Annotated in this window: 25 protein-coding genes and 1 tRNA gene; 12 read left to right on the forward strand and 14 right to left on the reverse strand. The window is 62.4% G+C overall.

Annotated features, from left to right (window positions below; genetic code table 11):
• Positions 1–11: 11 nt before the first annotated feature.
• The 4 genes from ABIB80_RS29405 to ABIB80_RS29420 are packed head-to-tail and all read right to left on the reverse strand — an operon-like array spanning position 12 to position 2,556.
• Positions 12–521, reverse strand: a complete 510-nt coding sequence (locus ABIB80_RS29405; RefSeq protein WP_007600624.1) for a DoxX family protein — start codon at positions 519–521, stop codon at positions 12–14.
• Entirely contained in the window at positions 521–1,300 is a 780-nt protein-coding gene (locus tag ABIB80_RS29410; protein WP_007600625.1) for an HvfC/BufC N-terminal domain-containing protein, read from the reverse strand. Before ABIB80_RS29410 ends, ABIB80_RS29405 begins: the two co-directional genes overlap by 1 nt.
• Complete coding sequence (bufB, locus tag ABIB80_RS29415) at positions 1,290–2,204, reverse strand: MNIO family bufferin maturase (RefSeq protein ID WP_007600626.1); 915 nt, start codon at positions 2,202–2,204, stop codon at positions 1,290–1,292. The genes ABIB80_RS29410 and bufB overlap by 11 nt, the downstream gene beginning before the upstream one ends.
• 46 nt (positions 2,205–2,250) lie before the next feature.
• Positions 2,251–2,556, reverse strand: coding sequence for a BufA1 family periplasmic bufferin-type metallophore (locus tag ABIB80_RS29420; RefSeq protein ID WP_007600627.1), 306 nt, complete (start codon positions 2,554–2,556; stop codon positions 2,251–2,253).
• 319 nt (positions 2,557–2,875) lie between these two features.
• Between ABIB80_RS29420 and ABIB80_RS29425 the strand changes: the two genes are divergently transcribed.
• The 4 genes from ABIB80_RS29425 to ABIB80_RS29440 all read left to right on the forward strand — a co-directional run bounded on the left by ABIB80_RS29425 (position 2,876) and on the right by ABIB80_RS29440 (position 7,913).
• Positions 2,876–4,966, forward strand: coding sequence for an adenylate/guanylate cyclase domain-containing protein (locus tag ABIB80_RS29425; RefSeq protein ID WP_007600629.1), 2,091 nt, complete (start codon positions 2,876–2,878; stop codon positions 4,964–4,966).
• 103 nt (positions 4,967–5,069) lie between these two features.
• Positions 5,070–5,654 carry a HutD/Ves family protein gene (locus ABIB80_RS29430; RefSeq protein WP_007600631.1) on the forward strand — a complete coding sequence of 195 codons (585 nt, stop codon included), beginning with the start codon at positions 5,070–5,072 and terminating at the stop codon, positions 5,652–5,654.
• 143 nt (positions 5,655–5,797) lie between these two features.
• Complete coding sequence (locus ABIB80_RS29435) at positions 5,798–6,982, forward strand: adenylate/guanylate cyclase domain-containing protein (RefSeq protein ID WP_007600633.1); 1,185 nt, start codon at positions 5,798–5,800, stop codon at positions 6,980–6,982.
• A 133-nt stretch (positions 6,983–7,115) separates the two neighbouring features.
• The gene (locus ABIB80_RS29440) at positions 7,116–7,913 is read left to right on the forward strand and encodes an adenylate/guanylate cyclase domain-containing protein (RefSeq protein ID WP_007600635.1); all 798 of its coding nucleotides are present in this window, start codon (positions 7,116–7,118) and stop codon (positions 7,911–7,913) included.
• 28 nt (positions 7,914–7,941) lie between these two features.
• On the opposite strand, the gene ABIB80_RS29445 is transcribed toward ABIB80_RS29440, so the two are convergent.
• Positions 7,942–8,943, reverse strand: a complete 1,002-nt coding sequence (locus ABIB80_RS29445) for an NADP-dependent oxidoreductase (protein WP_035995517.1) — start codon at positions 8,941–8,943, stop codon at positions 7,942–7,944.
• A gap of 47 nt (positions 8,944–8,990) precedes the next feature.
• A complete protein-coding gene (locus tag ABIB80_RS29450; protein ID WP_354128866.1) occupies positions 8,991–9,848 on the reverse strand; it encodes an oxidoreductase in 858 nt (285 codons plus the stop codon).
• A 115-nt stretch (positions 9,849–9,963) separates the two neighbouring features.
• Here ABIB80_RS29450 and ABIB80_RS29455 point away from each other — a divergent pair, with 115 nt between their 5' ends.
• From ABIB80_RS29455 to ABIB80_RS29475, 5 genes are all read left to right on the forward strand, one after another.
• On the forward strand, positions 9,964–10,515 hold the full coding sequence (locus tag ABIB80_RS29455) for a TetR/AcrR family transcriptional regulator (protein WP_007600638.1): 552 nt from the start codon (positions 9,964–9,966) through the stop codon (positions 10,513–10,515).
• Positions 10,516–10,636: 121 nt separating this feature from the next.
• The gene (locus ABIB80_RS29460) at positions 10,637–10,819 is read left to right on the forward strand and encodes a hypothetical protein (protein ID WP_157158649.1); all 183 of its coding nucleotides are present in this window, start codon (positions 10,637–10,639) and stop codon (positions 10,817–10,819) included.
• 25 nt (positions 10,820–10,844) lie between these two features.
• On the forward strand, positions 10,845–11,717 hold the full coding sequence (gene rpoH / locus ABIB80_RS29465; protein ID WP_354128867.1) for an RNA polymerase sigma factor RpoH: 873 nt from the start codon (positions 10,845–10,847) through the stop codon (positions 11,715–11,717).
• A 167-nt stretch (positions 11,718–11,884) separates the two neighbouring features.
• The gene (locus ABIB80_RS29470; protein WP_007600641.1) at positions 11,885–12,376 is read left to right on the forward strand and encodes an Hsp20/alpha crystallin family protein; all 492 of its coding nucleotides are present in this window, start codon (positions 11,885–11,887) and stop codon (positions 12,374–12,376) included.
• 154 nt (positions 12,377–12,530) lie between these two features.
• A complete protein-coding gene (locus ABIB80_RS29475) occupies positions 12,531–12,821 on the forward strand; it encodes a hypothetical protein (RefSeq protein ID WP_007600642.1) in 291 nt (96 codons plus the stop codon).
• A gap of 70 nt (positions 12,822–12,891) precedes the next feature.
• Here ABIB80_RS29475 and ABIB80_RS29480 read toward each other — a convergent pair whose 3' ends face one another.
• The 5 genes from ABIB80_RS29480 to ABIB80_RS29500 form a co-directional block, all read right to left on the reverse strand.
• Complete coding sequence (locus ABIB80_RS29480) at positions 12,892–13,188, reverse strand: hypothetical protein (RefSeq protein ID WP_007600643.1); 297 nt, start codon at positions 13,186–13,188, stop codon at positions 12,892–12,894.
• A 105-nt stretch (positions 13,189–13,293) separates the two neighbouring features.
• The gene (locus ABIB80_RS29485; protein ID WP_007600644.1) at positions 13,294–13,527 is read right to left on the reverse strand and encodes a hypothetical protein; all 234 of its coding nucleotides are present in this window, start codon (positions 13,525–13,527) and stop codon (positions 13,294–13,296) included.
• 422 nt (positions 13,528–13,949) lie between these two features.
• The gene (locus tag ABIB80_RS29490) at positions 13,950–14,078 is read right to left on the reverse strand and encodes a hypothetical protein (RefSeq protein ID WP_007600646.1); all 129 of its coding nucleotides are present in this window, start codon (positions 14,076–14,078) and stop codon (positions 13,950–13,952) included.
• Between the two features lie 107 nt (positions 14,079–14,185).
• Positions 14,186–14,419, reverse strand: a complete 234-nt coding sequence (locus tag ABIB80_RS29495; RefSeq protein ID WP_007600648.1) for a hypothetical protein — start codon at positions 14,417–14,419, stop codon at positions 14,186–14,188.
• Positions 14,420–14,519: 100 nt separating this feature from the next.
• A complete protein-coding gene (locus ABIB80_RS29500; RefSeq protein WP_245285993.1) occupies positions 14,520–16,286 on the reverse strand; it encodes an amidohydrolase in 1,767 nt (588 codons plus the stop codon).
• A gap of 419 nt (positions 16,287–16,705) precedes the next feature.
• Between ABIB80_RS29500 and ABIB80_RS29505 the strand changes: the two genes are divergently transcribed.
• Both ABIB80_RS29505 and ABIB80_RS29510 read left to right on the forward strand, forming a co-directional pair.
• Entirely contained in the window at positions 16,706–18,703 is a 1,998-nt protein-coding gene (locus tag ABIB80_RS29505; protein ID WP_354128868.1) for an ATP-dependent nuclease, read from the forward strand.
• Positions 18,704–18,705: 2 nt separating this feature from the next.
• Complete coding sequence (locus ABIB80_RS29510; protein ID WP_354128869.1) at positions 18,706–20,604, forward strand: UvrD-helicase domain-containing protein; 1,899 nt, start codon at positions 18,706–18,708, stop codon at positions 20,602–20,604.
• A 112-nt stretch (positions 20,605–20,716) separates the two neighbouring features.
• On the opposite strand, the gene ABIB80_RS29515 is transcribed toward ABIB80_RS29510, so the two are convergent.
• From ABIB80_RS29515 to ABIB80_RS29525, 3 genes are all read right to left on the reverse strand, one after another.
• Positions 20,717–22,051, reverse strand: coding sequence for an AbiJ-related protein (locus tag ABIB80_RS29515; RefSeq protein WP_354128870.1), 1,335 nt, complete (start codon positions 22,049–22,051; stop codon positions 20,717–20,719).
• 110 nt (positions 22,052–22,161) lie between these two features.
• A tRNA-Ile gene (locus ABIB80_RS29520) sits at positions 22,162–22,237 on the reverse strand.
• Between the two features lie 345 nt (positions 22,238–22,582).
• A complete protein-coding gene (locus ABIB80_RS29525; protein WP_007600653.1) occupies positions 22,583–23,557 on the reverse strand; it encodes a Bug family tripartite tricarboxylate transporter substrate binding protein in 975 nt (324 codons plus the stop codon).
• A 107-nt stretch (positions 23,558–23,664) separates the two neighbouring features.
• Between ABIB80_RS29525 and ABIB80_RS29530 the strand changes: the two genes are divergently transcribed.
• Positions 23,665–24,642 (forward strand): TAXI family TRAP transporter solute-binding subunit, encoded by a 978-nt coding sequence (locus tag ABIB80_RS29530; RefSeq protein WP_007600657.1) that lies wholly within the window; start codon positions 23,665–23,667, stop codon positions 24,640–24,642.
• The last annotated feature ends 24 nt before the right edge of the window (positions 24,643–24,666 follow it).

Below are 24,666 nucleotides of genomic sequence, written 5' to 3' on the forward strand. Positions count from 1 at the left end.
GCGCCTCGCGCCTATGGCTCGGGCCTGCGCGCTCGGCAGATCAGGTGGTCCAGCGAGACGCGGCCCGGCCCGTAGGCCATGATGGCGAGCGCCATCGCCGCCCAGGTGATGTGGATCGGCCAGCCGTCAGGTACGGTCAGCTCGACGATGACGGTCATGAACAGCAGTCCGAGCGCCGCAAACCGCGTGCCGAAGCCGAGCAGGAGGAGGATCGGAAACATGACCTCTCCGCATCCGGAGAGGAATGCCATCGCCGTCGGCGCCGGATAGTGATAGGGCCCGCCGGGCAGATGCAGCATGAACTCGTCGCTGAACAACGTCACCGCGGTGTCGTTGAGCCTGAGGAAGCCTGCCCATTTGAGCATGCCGGAACGCCAGAACGGCACCGCCAGCGCGACGCGGAGCACGAGCTGAACGAGCGACGGCGACGCGATGGTCTGCACGAGATGATTGGCCTTGTCGACGAGGACCCCGAGCGAGGGCAGGCCGCCGCCCGCCTGCATGCGTTGATCCGTGATCATCAGACGTCTCCGAAAGTGATTGAGGTGAAGGCGCCCGCCTGGATCAGGCCGGTGACGTTCGAAGCGAGGTCGAACTCGGCCGCCGCGTCCAGCGCGCGTGCAGCGGCCTCGCCGAGCGGCCGACCCGACATCAGGCTGCTCGCGAATGCCGCACCGCCGGGCGGCAGGTGCCGGACCTCGATGTCGAATTCGGCGCGCGTGACCAACGCGTCCTCCGGTGTCGCAGCGTCGATGCGCCCGACCGGCGACGTATCGCGGTTGGCCGCGAATATCGTCACCGCCGCGAATTGCGATCGCACGATTCCCGCTGCCGGGTGCGGTATGAGAACGAGATCGCCCAGCCGCTCCGGCGCAACCGCGGCGAGCTGCGCCGGCGACAGCGGTGCTGCGTCGGCGGCGTGATAGGCATCGAGCCAGGCCCGCTCGATGCGTGCGACATCTGCGAGCCATGGCATCATCTGCGCATGTTCATATTGCGCGATGAAGACGGGGAAGTCGCGGCCGTAGTCGAACAGCAGCGGTGAGATCGGCGGCGTCTGGCGAACATGGAAGCGCGCCATGGCACGGAAGAAGTCGGTGCCGGTGATGCGCTGCACCGCCGGATAGATCGCGGCGAGCGCGTCGATCAGGCTGACCGTGACATTGTTGCGGTAGACATCGTAGCGCTTGCCGGGGGCCTTGCCGTTCGGACCGGCCACGATCTCAGGCGCAGGGCGCACCGGGTCGAGCAGCGCCGGTGCAAAGGCTGCGGCAAAGCAAAGGTCAGGCTCAGGCGGCATGACGATCTCCCGTCAGCCCGACCGGGCGGTAACGATCGAGGATCGCCTGCGCAGCGGCGGCTTCCGCTTGCAGGACCGGCCAATCCGGGATCTTGCTGTCCCACTCGATCAGCGTCGGCACCGGAGCGCGGCGCTGGATGACGATCTCGTACAGCTTCCACACGGCGTCCGGGACCGGGCCGTCATGGCTGTCGATCAGCAGCAGGTCGCCTTCGTCGTCGGCCTGCTCGGCATGGCCGGCGAGATGAATCTCTCCGACGCGGGACAGCGGAAAGTCCGCGAGGCAGTCGAGCGCCGAGAACCCGTGATTGGTTGCTGATACGAAGACATTGTTGATATCGAGCAGCAGTCCGCAGCCGGTGCGTTCGGCAACAGTGCGGATGAAATCGGTCTCGCTCATGGACGATTCGCGAAAAGCGACATAGGTCGACGGGTTTTCCAGCAGTAGCGGACGACGGATCGCGTCTTGCACCTGATCGATGTGATCGCAGACATTTCGGAGCGTCGCCGCGGTATAGGGCAGTGGCAACAGATCGTTGAAGAAGCTGGTCTCATGCGTCGACCAGGCGAGATGCTCGGATACCAGCGCGGGCTGGTAACGCGCCACCAGTCCGCGAAAGCGGGCCAGATGCGCCTTGTCGAGCGGCTGCGGTCCGCCGATCGACATGCACACGCCATGCAGCGAGACGGGATGGTCGCGGCGGATCGCTTCCAGTGCGCGATGCGGCGGTCCGCCTGCGCCCATATAGTTCTCGGCGTGGACCTCGAAGAAGCCGCGCTGCGGTTTCGTGCTCAGGATCGCCTGAAGGTGTTCGGGCTTGAAGCTCGTCCCGGCGACGCCGCCGAGGGACGCGGAATAGCGGAGGGGCACCGCAGACATGTCAGGCGCGATTGCCGTCGTCATGGTTTCTCTCCGCTCTTCCCTGTTGTGGTGGTCGCGACGCAGCGCGTCAGACCGGCTTGAGCGAGCCCTTCTTGCCGCCCGGCAGCTCGATGCTGGTGCAGGTGCCGCCCTGGACGAATTTCCAGGCATTGCCCTGGAAGTCGGCGGTCGAGGTGCCCTGGCAAGTCGTGCCTGGTCCGGCCGCGCAATCGTTCTGGCCCTTGAGGGCGACGCCGAAGCATTTTTCCTTCTTGGCGGCGACGGCCGCGTCGCCCTCGGCCTTGGTCAGCGGAGCAGCAGTGGCCAGAGTCGCCAGTGCGGTCGACATGGCGCCGGCGAGAACGAGCGTGGTCACGGCAAGTTTGGCAGACATTGAAGTTTCTCCTGTTCGAGATGGCATGGCCTGGCAGGCGAAGAGCGCCTTGTTCGGTTCGCCCCGCACCCGGCTCGCGTTACCAATCAAGTAGGTCACGAGTTCGTGAGGCGGTTAGATGGGCGCACGGGCTGTGCGCTTGGATCGGATTAGCGGGTGACTGGCCGGTCAATCCAATGCCTAGTCTCTATCGAGACCTTAGCCGGAGAGCATTGGCGGCGGGGCGCGATGGCTGCCACAGGTAACGAATGCATACGCGCTGCGTAGAGCGGTAACAGGAGGTGGCCAGTCGCCGCTTTGCCGGAGAACGGAAACAGCGATGAATGTTGATCCCGGACGGCACCTGCGCGCGATCGCGAAGCTGACGGTCAGCATTCGGCTCGCCGTCTCGGCGCTGGTCCTGACCGCGATCCTTTTGACCGCGGCTCTCTCCAGCCTGTTGTGGTGGCGCACGGCCGAGGCGGCGAGCCGGCAGCTCGCATCGACCATCAACGAGCAAATCGTGGCCGCTGTCCGCAAGGAGGTCGCCGCGATCGTGGACGAGGCGCGTGCCGCGCACACTGCCATTCGGACACTGTTCCTGCAGAACGTGCTCGACACCCGCGACGCCGACAAGCGCGAATTCGTGTTCCTGTCGCAACTGCAATCGCAGGCGACGATCTCCTGGGTCGCCTTCGGCTGGCCCGACGGCTCCTTCTTCGCCGCGCACAAGCTCGGCGACCGCCGCCTCGAAATGATGGAGATCTCGCTGACCGATCATGCCGGCCAGCGCCGCATCGACGAATACGATGTGGTGCCCGGCGACATCGAATTCGCCAATCGCCGTTTCGAGCCGACCGATTTTCGGGTCGCCGATCGCACCTGGTTCAAGACCGGGCTGGCGGCCGGGGAGCCGGAGTGGTTCAAGGTCATGGACCATCCGACCGGCGAGCGGCCGTCGATTGCCTTTGCCGGACCTATCGACGTGTACCAGGAGCGGCAAGGCGTGCTCGCGGTCATCATCGAATACACCAGGCTCGCACGCTTCCTGTCGCAGCTCGAGGTCGGGCGCACCGGAACGGCTTTCATCATCGACGGCAGTGGTGAGCTGATCGCGGCGCCCGACAAGGATGCCGACGAGCTGCACGTTGCGAAGGGCGATACAACGCTGCTACCGCTGGCGCGGATGGCGCTCGTGAAGGCGGGCGAGGATGGTCGCAAGGAAGCCTGGCGAAGCCGGCTGACATCGGGTGGCGCGGCTTACGAAGTGGCGCTCACGCCGCTGCCGTTTCCCGGCTGGTCGCTGGCGACCGTGATCCCCGAGGCCGAGTTTCTCGGTCCGGTCGAGACGACATTGCGCCGCCTGATCCTCGGCCTTGCCATCGGCGCCGTGCTCGCAGCGCTGGCCTCGGCGATGCTGGCGCGTTCCGTCATCGCCGCGCCGCTGTCGCGTGTCGTCGGCGAGCTCCGTCATGTCGAAGCCTTCGCGCTGGAGCAGGTCCGCCGCCATCCGTCGCGGCTGAAGGAGATCGCGAGCCTGTCGGGCGCGATCGCCGAGATGGCGGCCGGCCTGTCGGCGTTTCGCAAGTTCATCCCGGCCGATCTGGTCCGCTCGCTGTTGCGCCAGGGCGTCGAGGCAAGACCCGGTGGCAGCATGCAGGAGCTCAGCGTGATGTTCGTCGACATCGCCGGCTTCACCGGGCTGTCCGAGCGGCTCGGCGATCGCGTGGTGCCGTTGCTGTCGCGCTATCTCGACCTCGCCTCCGAGGCCGTTGTCGCGAATGGCGGCACCATCGACAAGTTCATCGGCGACGCCGTCATGGCGTTCTGGGGCGCGCCGCAGCCGCAGGCCGACCACGCGCTGCGCTGCTGCCGCGCGGCGCTCGGCTGTTGCAGGGCAATCTCGGCGTCGGGCCTTGCCGACGATCTCGGCCAGCCGCTCCAGATCCGGATCGGGATCAACTCCGGCCGCATGCTGGTCGGCAATATCGGCTCGGAACTGCGCTTGAACTACACCGTGATCGGGGATGCCGTGAACGTCGCAAGCCGCCTCGAGGGCGCCAACAAATCCTACGGCACGCAAATCCTCATTGGCGAAGCGACCGAACGTCTCGCACGCGGCGCCATCGTCACGCGCGAGATCGACAGCATCGCCGTGTATGGACGCGAGGAGGGGTTTGCGGTCTACGAGTTGGTCGGACTCGTCGGAGAGGACGGCGGCGAGACGCAAGATTGGATCGTCCGCTATGAACAGGGCCTCGCGAACTATCGCGCGCGCCGGTTTGCGGCTGCACTCGCTGATTTTGAAGCCGTGCTGAACATGCGCGGCTCGGATCGTCCGGCTGAATTGATGCGCGATCGCTGCCGGCAGTTGGTTGAGAGCGCGCCTGATGTTGCGTGGCGCCCGGTCGCGGCACTGACGACGAAGTAGTCGCGAAAGATTGGCGCGCTGACGGAAGTGAGCTGGCTACAAACCTATCTGCATGATACGCAGCTGACACCCGCCCTCCTACGCTCCCGGACCACCTCAAGACATGAAAACCACACTGCTGAAGTCCGAAGACTACGCCCGCTCGCCCTGGAAGAACGGCGGCGGCATCTTCACCGATATCGCGGATGCCCATCGCGCCGATTCCAGCGTGAGGGATTGGGACAGCTTGCTGTGGCGCTTTGCTTCCACGCCCATCGTGGCGGCCGGGCCATTCTCCCATATGCCCGGCATCGACCGTTTGCAGATGGTGGTCGGCGGCCGCGGGTTGGTGCTGAAGTCGCCCACGCAGGAATTCGACGAGCGCGAGCCGTTCACCACGGTGCGTTTCACCGGCGAGCTCGAGATCGTCACCGAGCTCCAGGAAGGGCCAGTCGAAGTCGTGAATTTGATGGGCCGGCGCGGTGCGGTCGCGCTTGAGCTCGAAGCGCTCAGGGCGCCCGGTGACCGGCGATTGCCCGCCGGCACGCATCTCATCTACGCGGCGCATGGCGACTGCGACATCCGTCTCGACGGCACGGATTTTGCGATTTCGCACGAAAACACCTTGAAGGTCGAACTGACCGGAGCATCGGCGCTTGCGCTCGTCTCGGGGCTGGCCGTGCTGGGGTCTATCCAGGTCGTCGGCTGAACGGCGTTCCCGCCGATCAGAGCGATGCGTACAATCCATGCAACTGGCTAGGTTGACGCCGTCGCGCCGGAGCACGATATCTGCCTTGATGCAGACCGCCGCCCAAAACACGATGTGGACGGCCAGGATATGAACGGGCAGATATGACCGCGCCAGAGAAGAAATCCGCCACGCTGTCCGACGGCGTCGTCGATTGGCTGATCAACGGCACGCGCGACCAGCGCTTCATCGACAATATCTTTGCCGAGATGTGCATCCGGCTTCAGCAGGCCGGCATTCCGCTGGCGCGGTCGACGCTTCACGTGCTGATCCACCATCCGCAATGGCTGGGCGCCCGCTTCATGTGGTCCGACGGCATGCGCGAGGCGGAGATTGCACGGGTCGACCATGACGTCCGCGAGCGGTCCGAGTTCATCGGCAGTCCCGCCAACGAAATGTTCGACGGCGCGACCGAGTTGCGCGAAAATCTCGAGCAGGACCCAGCGCTCGGCCGCAAGCACGCGCTCTACCGCGAGATGCGCGCGCAGGGCCTCACCGACTATGTGGCCTGGCCGCTCTATCATACGCTCGGCAAGCGCCATCTCGTCACCTTCGCGACCAACCGGCCCGGCGGGTTCGACGACGCGCACGTCGCCGCCCTCAAGAACCTATTGCCGGTGCTGGCGCTGGTCAGCGAGATTCGCATCAAGAACCGGCTGGCGCGAACGCTGCTCGAGACCTATGTCGGCTCACATGCCGGCGAGCTGATCCTCGCCGGCGCCACGCGGCGCGGCACCGGCACGACGGTGCGCGCCGCGATCATGATCTGCGATCTGCGCGACTTCACCAAGATTTCCGACAACTGGCCGCGCGACGACGTCATCGATCTGCTCAACGATTATTTCGACGCGATGTCGGAGCCGATCGCGCGGCATGGCGGCGAGATCCTGAAATTCATCGGTGACGGCCTGCTCGCCATCTTTCCGCTGAGCGAGCCCAAGGCCTGCGCAAACCTGCTGCATGCCGTGACCGAAGCCCGTCAGGCGATGATCGCGTTGAACGCGCGCAACGACGGCACCGGCCGAGCGCCGCTGAACTACGGCATCGGCGTCCATGTCGGCGACGTCATGTACGGCAATATCGGATCGTCCACCCGGCTCGACTTCACCGTGATCGGTCCCGCCGTCAACATGGCCTCGCGACTCGAAGCTTTGACCAAGCAATTGGGAAAGAAAGTGCTGCTGTCACGCGATTTCGCCGAGCTGGTCGAGCGAGAGTTCGAGCTGGAGCATGTCGGCAAATATGAGGTGCGCGGCTTCAGCGACCCGATCGAGCTTTTTGCGTTTTGAAGATGACGGCGGCCCCCGGCCCAGCAGCGGGCGAGCTTCGAGTCCTGTTGCCAACCCGGGATTGTGTGACTACGCTCGGTGCGACGCCGCCCAAGCGTTTCGTCCAAGCGTGTCATCGATCGGCCGCACGTTCATGCCAAAATTCCTCCGCATCGGAATCCATCAGTCGAATGTATCGGGCTACACGTCGAAGGCGTGGTGTGTCCGGCGCGTTGGCACCGCGATCCTCCTGAAATGGGGCGCCGTGGAAGTCCAGGGCGCCGGTGACGGACGAAAGGTCTACTGGACGCGTCTGCCGCAGCAGAAGACAATTCGCTGCGGCAGCGCGCAGCGGGCCCAGGATTACGCCAAGGCCGCGATCGCGCGACGCCGCAACCATCGTTATGAACCGCTGGCCGGCGCGATCGTGCTCCGGCGCCGACCGGCCGCAGGCAGCACCGAACTCAAGCGGGCGCTCGCCACGATCCTGATCGTCGATATCGTCGGCTCCACGGCAAAAGCCGCAAAGCTCGGCGATGTCCGCTGGACCAAGATCATGGGCCATTATTACGCGGCGGTCCGCAAGGAGCTGAAGAGCTCGCGCGGCAAGGAAGTCACGACGACGGGCGACGGCGTGCTGGCGACGTTCAAGACGCCGGCTGCCGGAATCAATTGCGCGACCGCGATTCAGAAGGCCGTGCGTACGCTCGGCCTCGAGATCAGGGTCGGCCTGCATGCCGGAGAATACACCGTGAGCGGCACTGAGGCGGTCGGCCTCGCCTTCCACATCGGCACCCGCGTCGCCGCAAAGGCGCGCGCCGGCGAGGTGCTGGTGTCGAGCGCGGTGAAGGAGCTGCTGGCGCCGCAGTCCGGGATCCGCCTCAGGGAACACGGCGTGCACCAGCTCAAGGGCGTGCCGGAGCGCTGGCGGCTGTGGCGGGTGGAGGGCTGAGGCGATTGGGGGGGCCGCATAGACGCGATCATCTCATCTGGACGACGACCTTGCCCTTGGACCGTCCCTTTTCCAGATATGCCAGCGCCTCTTTCGCCTGTGCGAACGGAAAGACCTTGTCGATCACCGGCCGGATACGCTCGGACTTGAGCAGCTCGCCGATCCCGGCGAGTTGGCTGCCGTCCGGGTGCACGAACACGAACGAGTACTCAGCACCGATTTTGCCGGCTTGGCGAATGATCTTGCGGCTCAGCCATCCGAACAGGAACACCATGACGAAGTTCATCCCGCGGGCGCGCGCGAACGCGGCGTCCGGCGGCCCGACCAGCGAAGCAATCCTGCTCCCCCGCTTCAGGATCCGAAGCGATGTCTCGACTGCGTCGCCCCTGAGCGTGCCCAGCACCGCGTCGTAGTCCCGCAGCACCGCTTCGAATTGCTGCGTCTTGTAGTCGACCACCTCGTCAGCCCCGAGGCTACGCACCAGATCGATATTGCCGGTGCTGGTCGTCGTCCCCACTTTTGCCCCGAGATATTTCGCGAGCTGGATCGCAAACGTGCCGATCCCGCCGGCGCCCGCGGGAATGAACACCTTCTGGCCGGGCTTGAGACGTATGCGCTCCCTAAGCGCCTGCCACGATGTCAGGCCGACCATCGGGATCGAGGCCGCCTGCACGAAGTCCAGATTCGCAGGTTTGAGCGCGGCGGCATCCTCCGGCACGATCGCGAATTCGGCGAGAGCGCCGGTGCCGAGATCGAAGATGCTGGCAAAGACGGCATCGCCGGGCTTGAAGCGGGTCACGCGGCTTCCGACCTCGACGACGATGCCCGCGAGATCGCTGCCCAGTGTGGCCGGCAGTTGAAACTTGAGGATCGGCTTGAACGTTCCCTTCGGAATCATGTTGTCGATCGGGTTCAACCCCGCGGCGTGAACCTGGACCATGATTTCGTTCGGCTTCGGCGTCGGCCGCGGGATCTCGGCCAACGCGATCTGGTCCGGCTTGCCGTAGCGCTTGAAGACGAGTGCTTTCATTTTTTCTCTCGGTCCGGAGGTTCTTCGCACTGGCAAGCCTGCCGCCCTCAGAAAGCCCGCGCGGTGCGGGCGGGCTGCGGCGCCGCAGTCGCATCGAGCCGCAAATCTTTTCGAAGCCCGGCATCCACCAGGGCTGCAGGCGCAAACCGCCGCAGAAACCGCAGGCGCTTCGCAAGGCTGCCGGCCGCGTATTTGAGTTGCGGGCGCGCCGCGCTTGCCGCCTTCAGCACGGTCTCGGCCACCACGCCGGGCTGTTCGGCCGTCGCCATCACCTCGTTCACCCGCTTGGTCACGCCGGCGCGCGCCTCGCGATATTCCTCGAGCGTGGCGTCGGGCTCCATGAAGTTCGCGTCGAACGGCGTCTTGGTGTAGGCGGGCTCGACCACGGAGACCCGGATGCCCCGCGTGCGCAGTTCATGGTCGAGCGATTCCGAATAGCCTGCCACCGCGTGCTTGGTCGCGGCGTAGAGCGCGCCATAAGGCATCGGCAGAAAGCCGAGCACCGAGCCGATATTGATGATGCGGCCATTACCCTGGCGGCGCATGTGCGGCACGACGGCGCGCGTCATCCGGATCAGGCCGAAGAAGTTCGTCTCGAAAATCGCGCGCGCCTGCTCCATCGAGCTCTCTTCCGCGCCGGCGGGGGCAACGCCGAAGCCGGCGTTGTTCACCAGCAGGTCGATGCGGCCCTCGCGCCGGATCAACTCGCCGACGGCGGCTTCCACCGACGCATCGCTGGTGACGTCGAGGGCCAGCATCTCGAAGGCCTGCTTGCCAGACTGTGCGCCCCGCCTGCTGGTGCCGAACACCTTATAGCCGGCGTTCGCGAGCCGCTCCGCCGTGGCCTGGCCGATGCCTGAGGAGGCGCCGGTCACCAGCGCGATCTTCGGTGTAATCCTGTTCATAATGCCTCTCCGACGCCACTACCGGGCCTGAAATCGTTTGATTACGATCGTAACTATTGATATACATGACGATCGTAATTATAAAAGTCAAGCCCCGTATCCGAGGATCGGTCCCATGCGCGTCTCAAAGGAACAGGCTGCCAAAAATCGCGAGCATATTCTCGAGACCGCCTCGCGCCTGCTGCGGGAGCGCGGCATCGCCGGCGTCGGTGTCGACGCGCTCGCCGAGGCGGCCGGGATGACGCACGGCAGCCTGTACAGCCAGTTCGGCTCCAAGGAGCGGCTGGTCGAGGAAGCCGTGGCCCATGCGATCAAGGCCAAAGGCCAGGAATTGCCCGAGGCCTTCGCGCTCGAGGACTATCTTTCGGAATATCTCTCGCCGGGGCATCGCGACGATCCCGCCGCCGGCTGCCCCTTTGCTGCGCTCGCCTGTGAGGTGTCACGTCAAGGCGGCGGCCTGAGGCAGCGCTTCACCGCCGGCGTGCGCAGCACGATCGCCCTGCTGAGCAGCCGGATGGCTTCCACGCTGAAGCCACGCCAGCGCGAGGACAAGGCGCTCGCAGCGGCCGCATCCATGGTCGGCGCCCTCGTGCTCGCCCGCGCCGTGGACGATCCCAAGCTGTCGGACGATATTCTTCGCGCGACGAGGAATTCGCTGGGAGGGTGAGACCGCGTCTCGGCGGGACGCCGAAAGTCCGGAACAAAATTCCGGTGTCGACGTTCGATGTCGCGGATAGCCAATGGCAATGGCTGCCGATCTTCGACATCGACACACGTTTCGAACGCGCATGGATGATGACAGCGATCTGGTGCTCGGCATGTTGGCCCTGGCCGTCGCTGCCCTCCTATTGGTGGCGGGCGAGCTCTATCTCGTGACGCGACCGGAGCCGCCGCAAACTCACGCACCGGCCCCACCGGTCGTAACATCGTCGGCCGAAACCATTTTTTGTCATGTCGATTTTGCAGCGTAAGCAGACAAACTCGAAGAGGTGGGCAATGGGAAGCACTGCAACTGTTCCGATGCTGTCGCCTGAGGGCGGATTGACACATTACCTGGCGGAAATTCGCAAGTTTCCGATGCTGCGGCCCGACCAGGAAATCGCCTATGCCAAGCGCTGGCGCGAGCAGGGCGACCGTGAGGCAGCCTATCATCTGGTCACAAGCCATCTGCGGCTCGTTGCCAGGATTGCGATGGGATATCGCGGCTACGGCCTGCCGGTTGCGGACATCATTTCCGAAGGAAACGTCGGCCTGATGCACGCCGTCAAGCGCTTCGAGCCGGAGCGCGGCTTTCGGCTTGCGACCTACGCGATGTGGTGGATTAAGGCGTCGATCCAGGAATACATCCTGCGGTCCTGGTCGCTGGTCAAGATCGCCAACAGCGGGGCGCAGAAGAAGCTGTTCTTCAAGCTTCGCAGGACCAAGGCGGAAATCTCCGCCCTGGAGGATGGTGATCTCCGCCCCGAGCACGCCAGCCAGATCGCGCGGCGGCTCGGCGTGCAGGAGAACGACGTGATCGAGATGAACCGGCGCCTCGGCGGCGACCTGTCGCTCAACGCTTTGGTGCGCGACGCCGACGGCGGCGAAGTCCAGGACTGGCTGGTCGACCCCGCATCCAGTCCTGAAGCCGAATACGCCGAGCGGGAAGAAACCAGACGGAGGCGTGACGCCCTCGCCGGCGCGCTGGCCGTCCTCAAGCCGCGCGAGCGCGACATTCTCGAGGCGCGCTGGCTCTCCGAGCCGCCGCTGAGACTTGAGCAGCTCGCGGCACGGTATGGCGTTTCACGCGAGCGGGTGCGGCAGATCGAAATGCGCGCGTTCGAAAAGGTTCGGGCTGCCATCGGGGGGCGCTTGGCAGCCGGCTCTTGAAACCAAATCGCCGTCTCCTAATTCTTTTGGCAGCCCCGACCGAAACATCGAGCACAAGCAGATGCCTGACGAGTTGATCGTCCGGGTTTTGCAGCGCGTGCGTGGCCCTCGCCGCGCGCTGAGCTGCGCCAATCGACAACCAAGACAGGAGATAAGGAGAAACGACAATGGCACTACGTGATCTCATTCCGTGGAACAACGGCTCACGCAACATGGCCGCTCAGCGCGGCGAAGCCGGCAATCCGCTGCTTGCGCTTCACCGCGAGATGAACCGGCTGTTCGACGACGCTTTCCGCAGCTTTGATCTCGGCCCGTTCGGTTCCTCGACCGCAATGGGCTGGCCGAACGTCGAACTCGACGAGAGCGACAAGGAGGTCAAGGTTGTCGCCGAGCTTCCCGGTCTCGAACAGAAGGACGTCAACGTCGAGCTTGCAAACGGGGTGCTGACGATCAGCGGCGAGAAGAAGAGCGAAACGGAAGACAAGGAGCGTCTCTTCAGCGAGCGTTACTATGGCCGTTTCGAGCGGCGCATTCCGGTCGATGACGTCGACCAGGACAAGGTCGCGGCTTCCTTCAACAACGGCGTTCTTACCGTCACCCTGCCGAAGTCACCGGCGGCACAACAGAAGGTGAAGCGGATCGCGATCAACGGCAAGTAAAGCATGAAGCGGGCGGGAGTCGTCTCTCTCGCCCGCGTCCTGCCGGCGGCCGCATTCGCGTCCGTCGGCTCGCTGCAAAATTTTCCGGAACGCCCGGAAACTTCAATTCCGGTCTGGCGTTTTGCGGTCGGTTTCCAAGTTCTGGGAGTCGCACATGAAGAAACTTGCTTTAGTCCTGACGATGATCTCGGCCCTGTTCGTGGCGGCGGCTTCGCCGGCGGAAGCCCATGCTTGGCGCGGCGGCTGGCACGGCCATTGGGGAGGCCCGGGTATCGGCTTCGGTCTTGTTGCCGGTGCGCTTGCGGCGGGGCTCGCGGCCGATGCCTATTATGGCCCGCGCTACTATGGCCCGCCCTACGGCTACTATGGACCGCGCGTCGTGCGGCGGGCCTACTATGTGCCTTACGCCTACGCTCCTCCGCCCTACTGGGATCCCTGGTGGTGACAAGACAAGGCCCGGACCATCATCCGGGCCTTCCTGCGTGAGCGCAATCGGTCAATCGTTCGTGGCGCGCCTATTTGCGGTTCGCTCCGGTGGAGCCGGAACCTGGCATGGCCTGCTGGCCTCCTTGCGTTTGCCTTGTGTCGTTATCGCCTGGCCGCGTCGTCGACGATTTGGCCGGTGCGTTCGCGCCGCCGCCATTGTTGTCCGATGATGTGTTGAGGCTGGAGGCTCCCGCTCCCGTCGTGCCGCCGGTGCTGGAGGAGTCGATGCTCGACCCGGTCCTGGACGCACCCGTGCCGCCTTGCGCGAATGCGGAAGGGGGAAATGCGAGAGCCGCAACGAGCCCTGCGAGAACCAGCTTTTTCATGTCCGCTCCTATGCTTGACGTCGTCACATGCCGTGCCGAGGCAAAGATTTGGGGACGCACCTGTTCCTGCGGGGCAGCGCAAATCCGGCACCAGCGACGATGAAGTCATCCCGAACTCATCGCGCCCGGGGCGATCCGTTCCTGCGCTTGCGGCGTCAGCTCGTAGCGATCGTCGGCTTTCATCAGCCAGCCCGCCTCGATCATGCGTCGCGTCATGCCTGCGCTGCACAGCGGGTGGCTGCCGCCGGGATGAAACAGCGCGCCCTCGCGTTCGATCAGGTAGCCGTAGAGCCGCGCCTGTCGAAGCGGGTTTTGCATCCCTGGTGTGGGCGCCTCCATGGTCTCTCGCGCAGTCCTCCAAGACGGCCCTGAAATGACGGGCTGAGATGACGGGCCGATCCCCGTCAGGCGGCCCCGGCCTGTGGCCCGGGGGCGGGGCTTCGAGCCGAGACCGCCATTGCCGGACTCGCAAGGACCCGGCGCGGCCCAATACGCGACGGCCCCAGGTCGTTCCTACAAAGTCGTTCCTACAAAGTCGTTCCTACAAACCTGATGTCCTGGTCCTTACGCCTTGCGCGCCGGTCTTGGTCATCTGCACCTCCCTGAAAAGACCGCAACGCGCCTTGCCGCAGGAAGTGCCAATCGAGGTTGGAGCGAGGCGGCTGATCGGGGCGAACATCAGGTTGGTGTTCGCGCCGGACTGAAGGTTTGCGCAATCTGACCGCCTCCACCTCGGCATCGGAGAGGCCGCCAGCCCAATATCACCGCACGCCCGTGCCCTTGCAGCGCTGGCACTTCACCACCTTGTCGCCCTTCTTGAGCAGGCCTTTGCCCTCGCAGTTCTTGCATTTCTGCTTCTTCTTGATGTTCGGGCCTTTTTCACTGGTCATGGATGGCTCCTGCCGCGGAAGGGGGGACGGGCGCCTTGTATAGGATATTGACCCCGCGAAAGCGGCAGAAATCATCAAGAGTGCTGCCCCCGTAATCCGGCGTTCGATCAGGGACGTCCGCGAATATTCGCGCCGGAGGGGCCGCCGACCGTCTGGATCGGCTCACCGGCGGCGCGGTCCAGCGGTGGGTGCGGCCTGGCGAGTCCGACTGTTCCGGGAGCTGCGTCGTTGCTGACCGCAGGCATGTTGACGCGCTCCATCGTGATCGCAGATGCAACCACGATGGCAACGGCGAGGGCGATCGCACTCAAAACCAGGGTCATCCGATTCTGGTCTTCCATCGTGAGACCTCCGCGAAACGGCTCGCGGGGATAATGCCGGATCGGCGATTTAGTTGCTCTCACCCGGTTCAGGCTGCGCCGCACACCAGGTCTCCAGCTCCTATTTCGCGCTCGAGAAAGCATCCGCTGCGTAGACGACCTTGCCGCCCACGACCGTCAGCAGAGACGCCGTGGCGCCAATTTGCTCGACGGGGACGGACATGAAATCCCGATCGAGAATCGCGAAGTCGGCGAGCTTGCCGGTCTCTAACGTGCCGCGCCGCGTCTCGTCGAAGCAGAACCACGCGCTTCCCACCGTGTAAAGGCGCAAGGCATCTTCGCGGCTGGGTGTTTCGTCCGGGCCGCGCGTCGACAGTCCGCCGACGGTCTTGCCGTCGAGCATCCATTGCAGCGCCACGAACGGATTGTAGGATGCGACCCGATGCGCATCCGTGCCGGCCCCGACATGGACCCCCATGCGCAGCGCCGTGGCGAGGGGTGGCATGCTGCGCGCGGCTTCGCCGGCCTGCGCCACGATACGGTCGCCTCCGAGATACATCGCATCCTGCATGGTCCAGCCGACACCAAGGGCTTTCATGCGCGCCAACGTCTCGGGCGAGGTGTTGTCGAGATGGGCGATCGACCAGCGCAACGGCGCGAGCGGCGTCTCCCTGTTGACCTCGTCATAGAGGTCCAGGAGGTGATGGACGGATTTGTCTTCCTGCCAGTGGATGGTGACGGTCAGCCCTTGCTTGGCCGCCCAGCGAATGATCTCGCGAAACTTGTCCTTGGCGGCCGCGTCGGGCGCATTGTTGTTGTACATGGCGCCGGTGATCCGCTCGCCCAGTCCGTTGAACCGCAGCATGTCGTCGCCGAATCCCATCGGCAGGAACGGCGTGAGGGACTTGTACTCCTCGAATTCCGCGCCGACATTCTGCGCGAACAGGCTGTAGGCAACCCGAACCGAAAGTGATTTCTCGCGCCAGAGCTTTTGCAAGGCGGCGTAATGGCTGGGATAGATGCTGAAGCCGCCGGGATCCACGATCCCGGTCACGCCGAGACGATTGAGCTCCGTGAAGAACTGCCGGGTCCCGGCGACATTCTCTTCGAAATTCGGCCTCGGCAGCCGATCGAACAGCGCGGAGATGCTGACAATGGAGCCATTGAGCCAGCCCGTGGCGTCGCCCGATGCGGCTGTGATACCGGCCGGCAATTGATCCGCGGAGATCCCGAGGGCTTGTTGCGCCTTTGGCGTCATCAGCACCGCCGCATAGAACAGCTGGATGTAAGCCGGATTGTCGGGAACGGCCGCCATCACCTCGGCGAGCGTTGGCCGCCGCTTCTCCGCAAATTGCAATTCGCTCCAGCCACCGGCCACGATGATCCAGGACGCCGGCCGCGCTTGTGCCGCCTGGCGCAAGCGTTCCATGGCCTCGGGGATAGTCTTTGCGCCGATCCAGTTGACCTCGGTTGCGTAGGTGAGGCCGGCGCGCACCGCGTGAATATGGGAATCGATCAATCCCGGAATGATCGTGCGGCCACCCGCGTCGACACGGCGCGTCGCGGGCCCGATCATGCCTTCCATGGCATCGTTGCCGCCAATCGCGACGATCTTGCCGTCGCGGACGGCGAGAGCCTGCGCGATCGTCGAAGCAGGATCCAGCGTCACGAGCTTTGCGTTCGTGACAATGAGGTCGGCCTTTTGTGCGTGAGCCAAACTGGCCCAGCACGAGATCACCAAAATCGCCAGAAGCTTTCGCATCATCAGTCCCGACATGAGAGAGGCCGAAGCGGCGCCACGCGTCCGCCGCTGGATGCGCTCGCGGACATCGCGCATCGTAATGGGAGTGTTGTGATATTGACCATGTCCGGCTCCAACGAAATCCACCGGTAAATCCGGTCACGGCTCAGGCAATCGCTTTCATTGGTAGGCCTTCTTGGACACGTATCGAACCTTATGCATCGCCCAATCCAGAGGTTCGCGAATATCGAGCAAGTCAGACGCGGCAACGCCAGTGCATTTGGATGATTGGGGGTCCGGAGCAGCATACGCGGCGCTACGATTGCGATCCGCGATCGCTCTCGGATGAGAGACCCTGCTCTCTATCAACGCGGCCGCAATCGATGATTCATCAGGGGGCATGGCTGCATAGACGGGACATAAGCCTTTGAATTGCTGATCATTTATAAGTTCGTCGCTTGGGTGACGGGTTTGATCTTGCCCAGGGCCTGTGATTCTCCTGAGCGCCGTCAATACGTCCAACTGCCACGAAGCAACTCCCTTCGCGTCGAGCAACGGACCGTCTATTGTCGGTTTACTCAACGGATGCGGGCAACGTCGTGTACATTCAATCAGTGAGCATTTCCGGATTTCGCTCCTTTGGCTCGACGCCGCAGAAGATTGACCTGACCGATGGCCTGACGGCTATCGTCGGGCCCAACGCATCCGGAAAGACCGCGTTGCTGCAGGCGCTTTGCAAAATGTTTGGCGTCAGCCGTGCGCAGCGCACCATACATCGCTCCGACTTTCATCTGCCTGTTGGGGTCCCCCCTGATGATCGGACAGCCCGCAATCTGTCGATCGATGCGATCGTCGCTGTTCCTGAGCTTGCGGCTGGCAAGGCGACGCCAAAGACAATCGCGCCCGTCTTCAAGCATATGCAAATAGCAGGACCGAAAGCTCAGCCGCTTTGTCGGTTGAGGTTGGAAGCCCAATGGGTTGATGATCAGACGGCCGAAGGGGAAGTTACTCAGGACCTGTTCTGGATATCAACTCTGGACGAGAAAATAACGGACGAGCACAAGAGTGCAGTCTCAGCGACCGACCGCGGACTAATTCAGGTCTACTACACGCCAGCTTCGCGGGACGCTGAGGCACAAATAAAGAGTTCGACCGGCGCGCTAGCGGCGCGTCTCCTTCGGGCAATCGAGTGGTCCAAGGGGACTCGCAAATCTATCGAGGACGCCACCACGGACTTATCAAAGGCGTTCCGCGCAGAAACGGCGATCAAGGCCATTGGCGATGCCCTGTCCTCACGATGGAAAGACCTGCACGACGACGTAACTGATAAGCAGCCCACGCTCAATTTGGTAAGTCAACGCTTTGAGGAAATCGTCGCGAAGGTTCAGGTATTGTTTCAGCAAGGTCCCGCCGGCATCGAGCGCGGTCTTGATGTCTTAAGCGATGGACAGCAATCGCTGTTCTACTTCGCGCTCGCGGCTGCAGTGTTTGATCTTGAACGGAAAGCAGTGGGAGGAACTGTCAAGGGCTTCCGCGCTGAGGATTTACGAATTCCTGCCCTTACCGTGTTTGCCATCGAAGAACCGGAAAACCACCTCTCTCCATACTATCTTGCTCGCATCGTTCGACAGGTACGTTCGATAATAATGGGCGATGCTGCGCAAGCGCTTGTAACGAGCCACTCGCCCTCAGTTCTCAGCAGAGTTGAGCCAGAAGAGGTGCGTTATTGCCGATGCGACCATACCTCGCGCGAAACCACAGTAAGCAAAATTGAGCTTCCGAAGGACGACGAAGAGGCGATCAAGTTTATTCGGGGGGCGGTCGTCGCTTTTCCGGAACTCTACTTCGCGAGATTTGTCATTCTGGTCGAAGGGGATTCCGAGCGCATTGTTCTCCCGCGACTGGCGCAGGCTGCGGGTCTCCTGGTCGATCCGTCGTTCGTCGCGATCGTTCCGCTTGGCGGCCGTCATGTCCAACATTTTTGGCGTTTATTGCGCGGTCTATCGATACCCTTTGCGACCCTGGTCGACCTTGACCTGGGACGAAGCGGCGGAGGATGGGGCCGTGTCAAAACGGCGTTGAGTCAACTGATCGAATTCGGAGAAGATCGCAAGCAGTTGCTCGCGATTGAGGGAGGTAAAGAAGCCGACCTCGAAAATATGCATACTTGGACGTCCACCGAAGTGATGACCAGCTGGATCGAGTTTCTGAGGCAGTACAATGTCTTCTTTTCGGAGCCGCTCGATCTCGACATGGCCATGCTGAAGGCGTTTCCGAAGGCTTACGAAGCGATCATTCCCAAAGGAGGTGGCCCGTCCGGCAAAAAGGAGACCGCAACAACGGCGGTGTTGGGTGAAGGCGGGAAAATGGACGCCTATAAGGATAGGTATCCCGGTTACGAGGAATTGATGTCAGCCTATCGCTATCACTTTTCCACGCACAGCAAGCCAGCGACGCATCTTAGAGCATTTACACATCTAAATGACGCTGCTCTTAAGAAGGATGTGCCCGAGGCCTATCGCGACCTACTGAAAAATGTTGCTGATAATCTCAAGCGAGACTAGCAATGGCGCTCCTTCGCCGCCGCGTTGATCCTAAGGAGTGGCAGCCTGTCGGCATAGATGCGCTCGAACTGGCCGCATTGGACGTCGTACGTTCAACGGACAATCGGTCAGTAATTGCTGGGCCAGGTTCCGGGAAGACTGAGTTGCTCGCTCAGCGGGCTTGCTTTTTACTGCAGTGTGGCTACGCGCCGTCTCCTCAGCGCATACTCGCGATCAGTTTCAAGCGAGACGCTGCGTTCAATCTCGCAACACGTGTAAAAGCGCGAACCCACGTGGAACTGTCGCATCGATTTGACTCCTACACCTTCGATGCGTTCTCAAAGGGGCTTGTCGATCGCTTTGGACAGGCGCTGCCCAAAGCGTGGCGACCCACGCCGAACTACGAAATCGGCGACGCAACCTTCTCGATCGTTCAGAACGTGCTCGAGTCTCTGACGCCTCCAGCCGCGATAGGAACGAAACGGGACATCATGGCAATTGCGTTCAAGACTTTTGAGAAGGACCATCTTGTCGTGTCTCCGATTTCTGAGGTCACCCGCACAAATCCGTCGCCGGCGGAGTGGGCAGCTGCGGAGTTCTGGAAGTCTTGGCTTCACGGCGGACTACATAGCATTTTGACGTTTGCCATGATTGGGCGTCTTGCTGAACTCCTTGTTCGGACAAATCCGCTTGTCCGAGATGCGCTTCGTCTGACTTATTCCCATCTGTTCATGGATGAATTTCAGGACACGACGCAGGTCCAGTACGATCTTGCGAAAGCAATGTTCCGCGGATCGGATACGATCGTTACTGCGGTCGGCGATAACAAGCAGCAGATCATGCGTTGGGCAATGGCGATGGATGATGCATTCACGCCATTCGAGGCGGACTTCGTTGCCAAGCGTGTGTCACTTTTGAACAATTACAGGTCCTCGCCGGATTTGGTTCGCATACAGGAGATATTGGCAAAGGAAATCGACAGCAAGGCAAAGGCACCGATATCCAAGACCACCGGCACAATTGTCGGTGACAGCTGCCAGGTATGGGACATCGCCACTACCAAAACTGAAGCGTCGATTCTCGCGGATTTCATCGCGGCCGAGATGAAGGCATACAACCTGAAGCCTCGGGATTTTGCCGTACTCGTCCGGGTGAAGGCTGCGGACTATATGAAGACCCTTGAGCCTGTGTTTTGGCAGAACGGCCTCGCCCTCCGCAATGAAGCGGCAAAGGTGGGTAAGGTGGCGTTGCAGGAGCTTTTTACCGAGCTCTTGTCCGACATCCTGATTACCGTGCTCCGGCTCGTTACAATAGAGTGTGCGGGGCACTATTGGACAGATTGTCTGGACGCACTCTGCATGTTGTGGGGCTATGCATCCGATGATGAGGACCGGCGGGCAAGGGCATCCCGAGCCTTGGAGGAGTTTTCGAACGAGTTCGCCAAACTCTATCCTTCTCCGCCGGCCGATGCCGCTTCGGCCTCAGCTATTGTCGAGCACGTGATTGGGTTCGTCGGGAAGTCCTCTCTGCTCGCAGCGTCGCCAGCCTACCGGCAAGGTAATTGGTTTGAGCGTGTGAAAGAGGCCGCCATCAAGCATCTTGAGTTTTCGTCGAACGGCACGACGAAGTGGACTTCCGCGCTGGACGCCTATGAGGGATTGCACGCAGTCCCGCTTATGACGATTCACAAGAGCAAGGGACTTGAGTATCACACGGTCATCTTCGTCGGACTCGACGATGATGCCTGGTTCAATTTTCAGAAGCAGTCTCAGGAAGAGATGGCCGGATTTTTTGTGGCCTTTACGCGTGCGAAGCAACGTGTCGTTTTCACTTATTGTGCTGGTCGCGGTACGCGTACTCGAATTGCGCGCTTGTACAACCTGTTGAAAGCTGCCGGAGTCCAGACCCAGAAAAGATCGTGAGTTCTGCAAACTCAGCACGCAGGAGCGGCGAGGCCAGGTCCCCTTTGTCAAGGGTCGAAATCAATAGAGAGCTCGATCCTTGCGGTCATCGTAGTGCTTGCCTGAAAGCTGACTAAGCACCAGTCACTTTGTAGAGGCGCCAAAGCCGATCGAAAAACGACTCGATCCGACCGAACGCCTGGCCGCCAACGAGCTCGTTCGAGCCGAAACGGTAGATTTCGTAACCGGAAAGACGAAGATCACGGTCAGCAGAGACCATATCGGCATAGACGTTCAGGGAAGGCTTGCCGTCTTGGCTGAAATGCTGCGATCCGTCGACCTCGATCACAATGCGAACTCGATCGCGGAGCAAGAGCAGGAAATCCATGCGTTGTCGCACAAATCCCTTTCGGTGTCGTAACGCGCTGACGACTGCTGGATCATAGTGCAAGTAGACTTGGGGAATCAGCGCCGGCAGGGCTCCTCCGAGCTTTGGGTGATAAAGCTGGAAGTATGTTTTGAACATCTGGCGCTCGGCGTCTGATGCAAGCGATTGGTGCAGGCGTTGGCCGAGATCCTTGGCTGCATCGGCTGAATGGTCCTGCAGATCTCTCCACCATTCGACAAGTTCGCGCCACAAAAGTCCGTCCCGGCCGATCGGCTTGTCATAGACAAGGCAGCTCGACGCGTTGGATAGGATTGTAATATCATTGTTGATGGCGTCGCCGAGACCAATCTCGGGTTTGGGGCCATTCGAGGCGAAGATTAGGTTCTTTGGGGAGCCTGTGGGAGAGCGGGAAATAGTACCCAGACGATAGATCGGGTGACCGGACAGTTCGCTTTCAATTGCAAGTCGGTAGCCGTCGAGCCTCAAGACCTCGTTGATTGCGGTCACGAGTATCGGCAGTTCAGGACCCCGTCGTCCGAGGGGGTGCAGGGCAGCCTCGAGAAGCCGGCCAAAGCGATCAATTGAGCATGTCAGGGCTCCGATCTGCTCGAAAAGGGTTTCGACACTCCAGTCGCCCGGGAAGTTGACCATATGCTGCTGAATCTCTTCCTCAAGGATGCGCAACGAGAATGTCCCGAACGTCATCATCTCGATCGGAAATAGCTCCTTGACCAGCGCTACGACGTCGCGCTCGCCGCAGAGATCGTCGCCGAAGCATTTGGCGATGTCGCGCCGTGTAATTTCACTGATCGCGGGCGTGTTCCTTTCTAGGATCGCAAGCGCTTCCTCTTCCAATCCAAAGGCGCGGCTTTGACGACCAAGATCTCGCGCGATCTCGGCCAGCTCATATTCGGTCTTGCCAGCAAGCGCCTGTAAAGCGCGCTCTTTCTTGCTGCTGCCATCGGCTGCCGACGGCATAGTCAGGCCGAACTCTTCTCCAATCGCCGGGAGGGTCGCATGGGTGTAAGCATTGCTCAGTTTGTTGGCGATCATTTCCGAAATATGAATGCGTCTAGCCATCGAGCATTCTCATAGGCATCTACGGTCCACTTTTCGACTTCTTGCGTACCAATCCGCGTCTACTCGGCCGCTTGCATGGCTGCGCCAAGCGCAGCTCGCAGAGCAAAGGCTGGTGGGCCCGGCAGGACTCGAACCTGCAACCAGACCGTTATGAGCGGCCGGCTCTAACCATTGAGCTACAGGCCCCGCCGCGAGACGGCCGCGAAAGCGGCGGCCGGCAACGGTGCGCGGTTCGTTTACAGGGACGGAGGCGGGGGTGCAATGCTGGCTCGGGCGGATGCAAACGCCGGCGCTGCAGGGCCTGACCATTTACGAATAACCGAAATTGGCGATGATGCCCTTATAGTCCTGTTTTGCCCGACGGCGCAAGCCGCCTCCGCCCGGGACTCGGTTTTCGATTCCGTAACCCCTTGTGATCCCTACATCTTTCTACTGTGCATGGGGTTGTTTTCGCACATTTGTTGGGAGGGGTCTTCCGATCCCCTCCGATGTCGCGTTGGCGCGCTGCAGACTCGCGGCAGTTCCACAGGCCTAGTCCACCGACACGCCGGCGAACTCCACCACCTTGCGCCACTTCTCGGTCTCGTCGGTGACGAGCTTGCCGAACTCGGCCGGCGTCATCGGCTTGGGGATGCCGCCGGTCTCGGTGAGGCGCGCGACCAGCTTCGGGTCCTTCAGCGCCTCGTTGACGGCCTTGTTGAGGATCTCGATCACGTCGGCCGGCGTGCCCTTCGGCGCGGAGATGCCGTAGAAGCCGACCGATTCGAAGCCGGGCAACGTCTCGGCGATCGCGGGCACATCGGGCACGCTCGGCCAGCGCTGCGGCGAGGTCACGCCGAGCGCGCGGACGTTGCCGCCCTTGGCCTGCTCCATCGCGGAGGGCAGGTTGTCGAAGATCAGCTGCACCTTGTTGGAGATGATGTCGGGGAAGGCGATCGCAGATCCCCGATAGGGCACGTGCACCATGTCGCACTTGGACATCACCTTGAACAGCTCCGCCGACATGTGCACCGAGGTGCCGTTGCCGGACGAGGCAAAGGAGATCTTGCCCGGGTTGGCCTTGCAGTAGTCGATGAACTCCTGAACCGTCTTGGCGGGAAACGCATTGGAGACGACCAGCATGTTGGTGAGCTGCATGATGCTGGCGACCGGCACGGTGTCGCGCAAAAAGTCGAACGGCAGCTTCTTGTAGAGCGAGGTCGAGATCGCGTTGTTGGGCGCGACGAACAGCAGCGTGTAGCCGTCCGCCGGTGAGGTGATCGCGGCAGCGGCCGCGATGTTGCCGCCCGAGCCGGTGCGGTTCTCGACGATGAACTGCTGGCCGAGGCGGTCGGTCAGCCACTGCGCCATGATCCGCGCCACGATGTCGACCGGGCCGCCGGCGGAGAAGCCGATGATCCAGTGCACGGGACGGTCGGGATAAGCGGCGGAGGCGGGAGGTGCGGCGCCCAACAGCGTTGAAAGGAAAACCAGCCCGAAAACACTGTTACGCAAAATTCGCAACATGACGCCTCCCATTGTTCTATTGTCGTTGGGCTGCATGCTTTCACAAAATCGGGGCGCTGCCTACATCGCCGCAAGTCGATGTTGACGCGCCCCCGCCGGGACCGACCATGAGATTCGCGATCACCCTTGTTCTCGGCGCGGCGCTGCTTTCAAGCCCCGCGGCCGCTCAAACCGGAGGCAACGCCATTCCGACCACGACACCCGGCCTGGCGATCAGCTTGGGCACCGCGACGCCCGGCGGCGGCTTTCCGCTCTATGGCAACGCCTTTGCGCAAGCGATGAACGCCGCCGATCCGCAAGCCATCATCGCCCCGCGCAACACCAAGGGCAGCAACGAGAACATTCCGCTGCTGGAGAAGGGCGAACTCGATCTCGCTCTGGTCGCGGGCGAGCCGGCCTATGAAGCCTTCGCCGGCATCGGCCGCGCGCCGGTACGGTTGAAGATTCTCACCGCGATCTATTCTAACCCCGGCATGTTCGTGGTGCGCGCGGACAGTCCATACAAGACCATTCGCGATCTCGTCGGTCAGCCCGTCGCATTCGGCGCCAAAGGCTCCGGCCTGCCGATCCTGGCGCGCTACGTGCTGGATGGTCTCGGGTTGAAGCAGGACGAGGACTTCAAGGCCGTCTATCTCGACCGCGCCGGCGACGGCCCCGCGATGGTCGAGGATGGCCGTGTCGCCGCACTCTGGGGCGCCGGCATCGGCTGGCCCGGTTTTGCGGCGGTGGCCTCGAGCGCGTCAGGCGCGCGCTTCATCGCGCCTGACAGCGAGGAGATCGCGCGCATCCGCGCCAAGCACGCGTTCCTCAAGCCGCTGACCGTGCCGGCCGGCAGCTATCCGAACCAGTCCGAGCCGATCGCCTCGCTGGGGTCCTGGAGTTTTGTGCTGACGCGCGAAGATCTGCCCGACGATGTCGCTTATCGGCTCGCGAAGACGCTTCACGGCGTCGAGCCGACATTCTGCAAGCAGCTCGCGCAAGCCTGCGAGACCACGGCCGCGAACACCGTCGCCGCCGCGCCGAAGCCCGAGCTGATCCATCCCGGCGTGATCAAGTATTTTCGCGAGATCGGGGTGGTGAAGTGACGGTCGCTCCTTAAGCGGCCGTCA

The sequence above is a fragment of the Bradyrhizobium sp. i1.15.2 genome (assembly GCF_040548425.1).
In the GTDB taxonomy this organism is placed as follows: Bacteria; Pseudomonadota; Alphaproteobacteria; order Rhizobiales; family Xanthobacteraceae; genus Bradyrhizobium; species Bradyrhizobium canariense.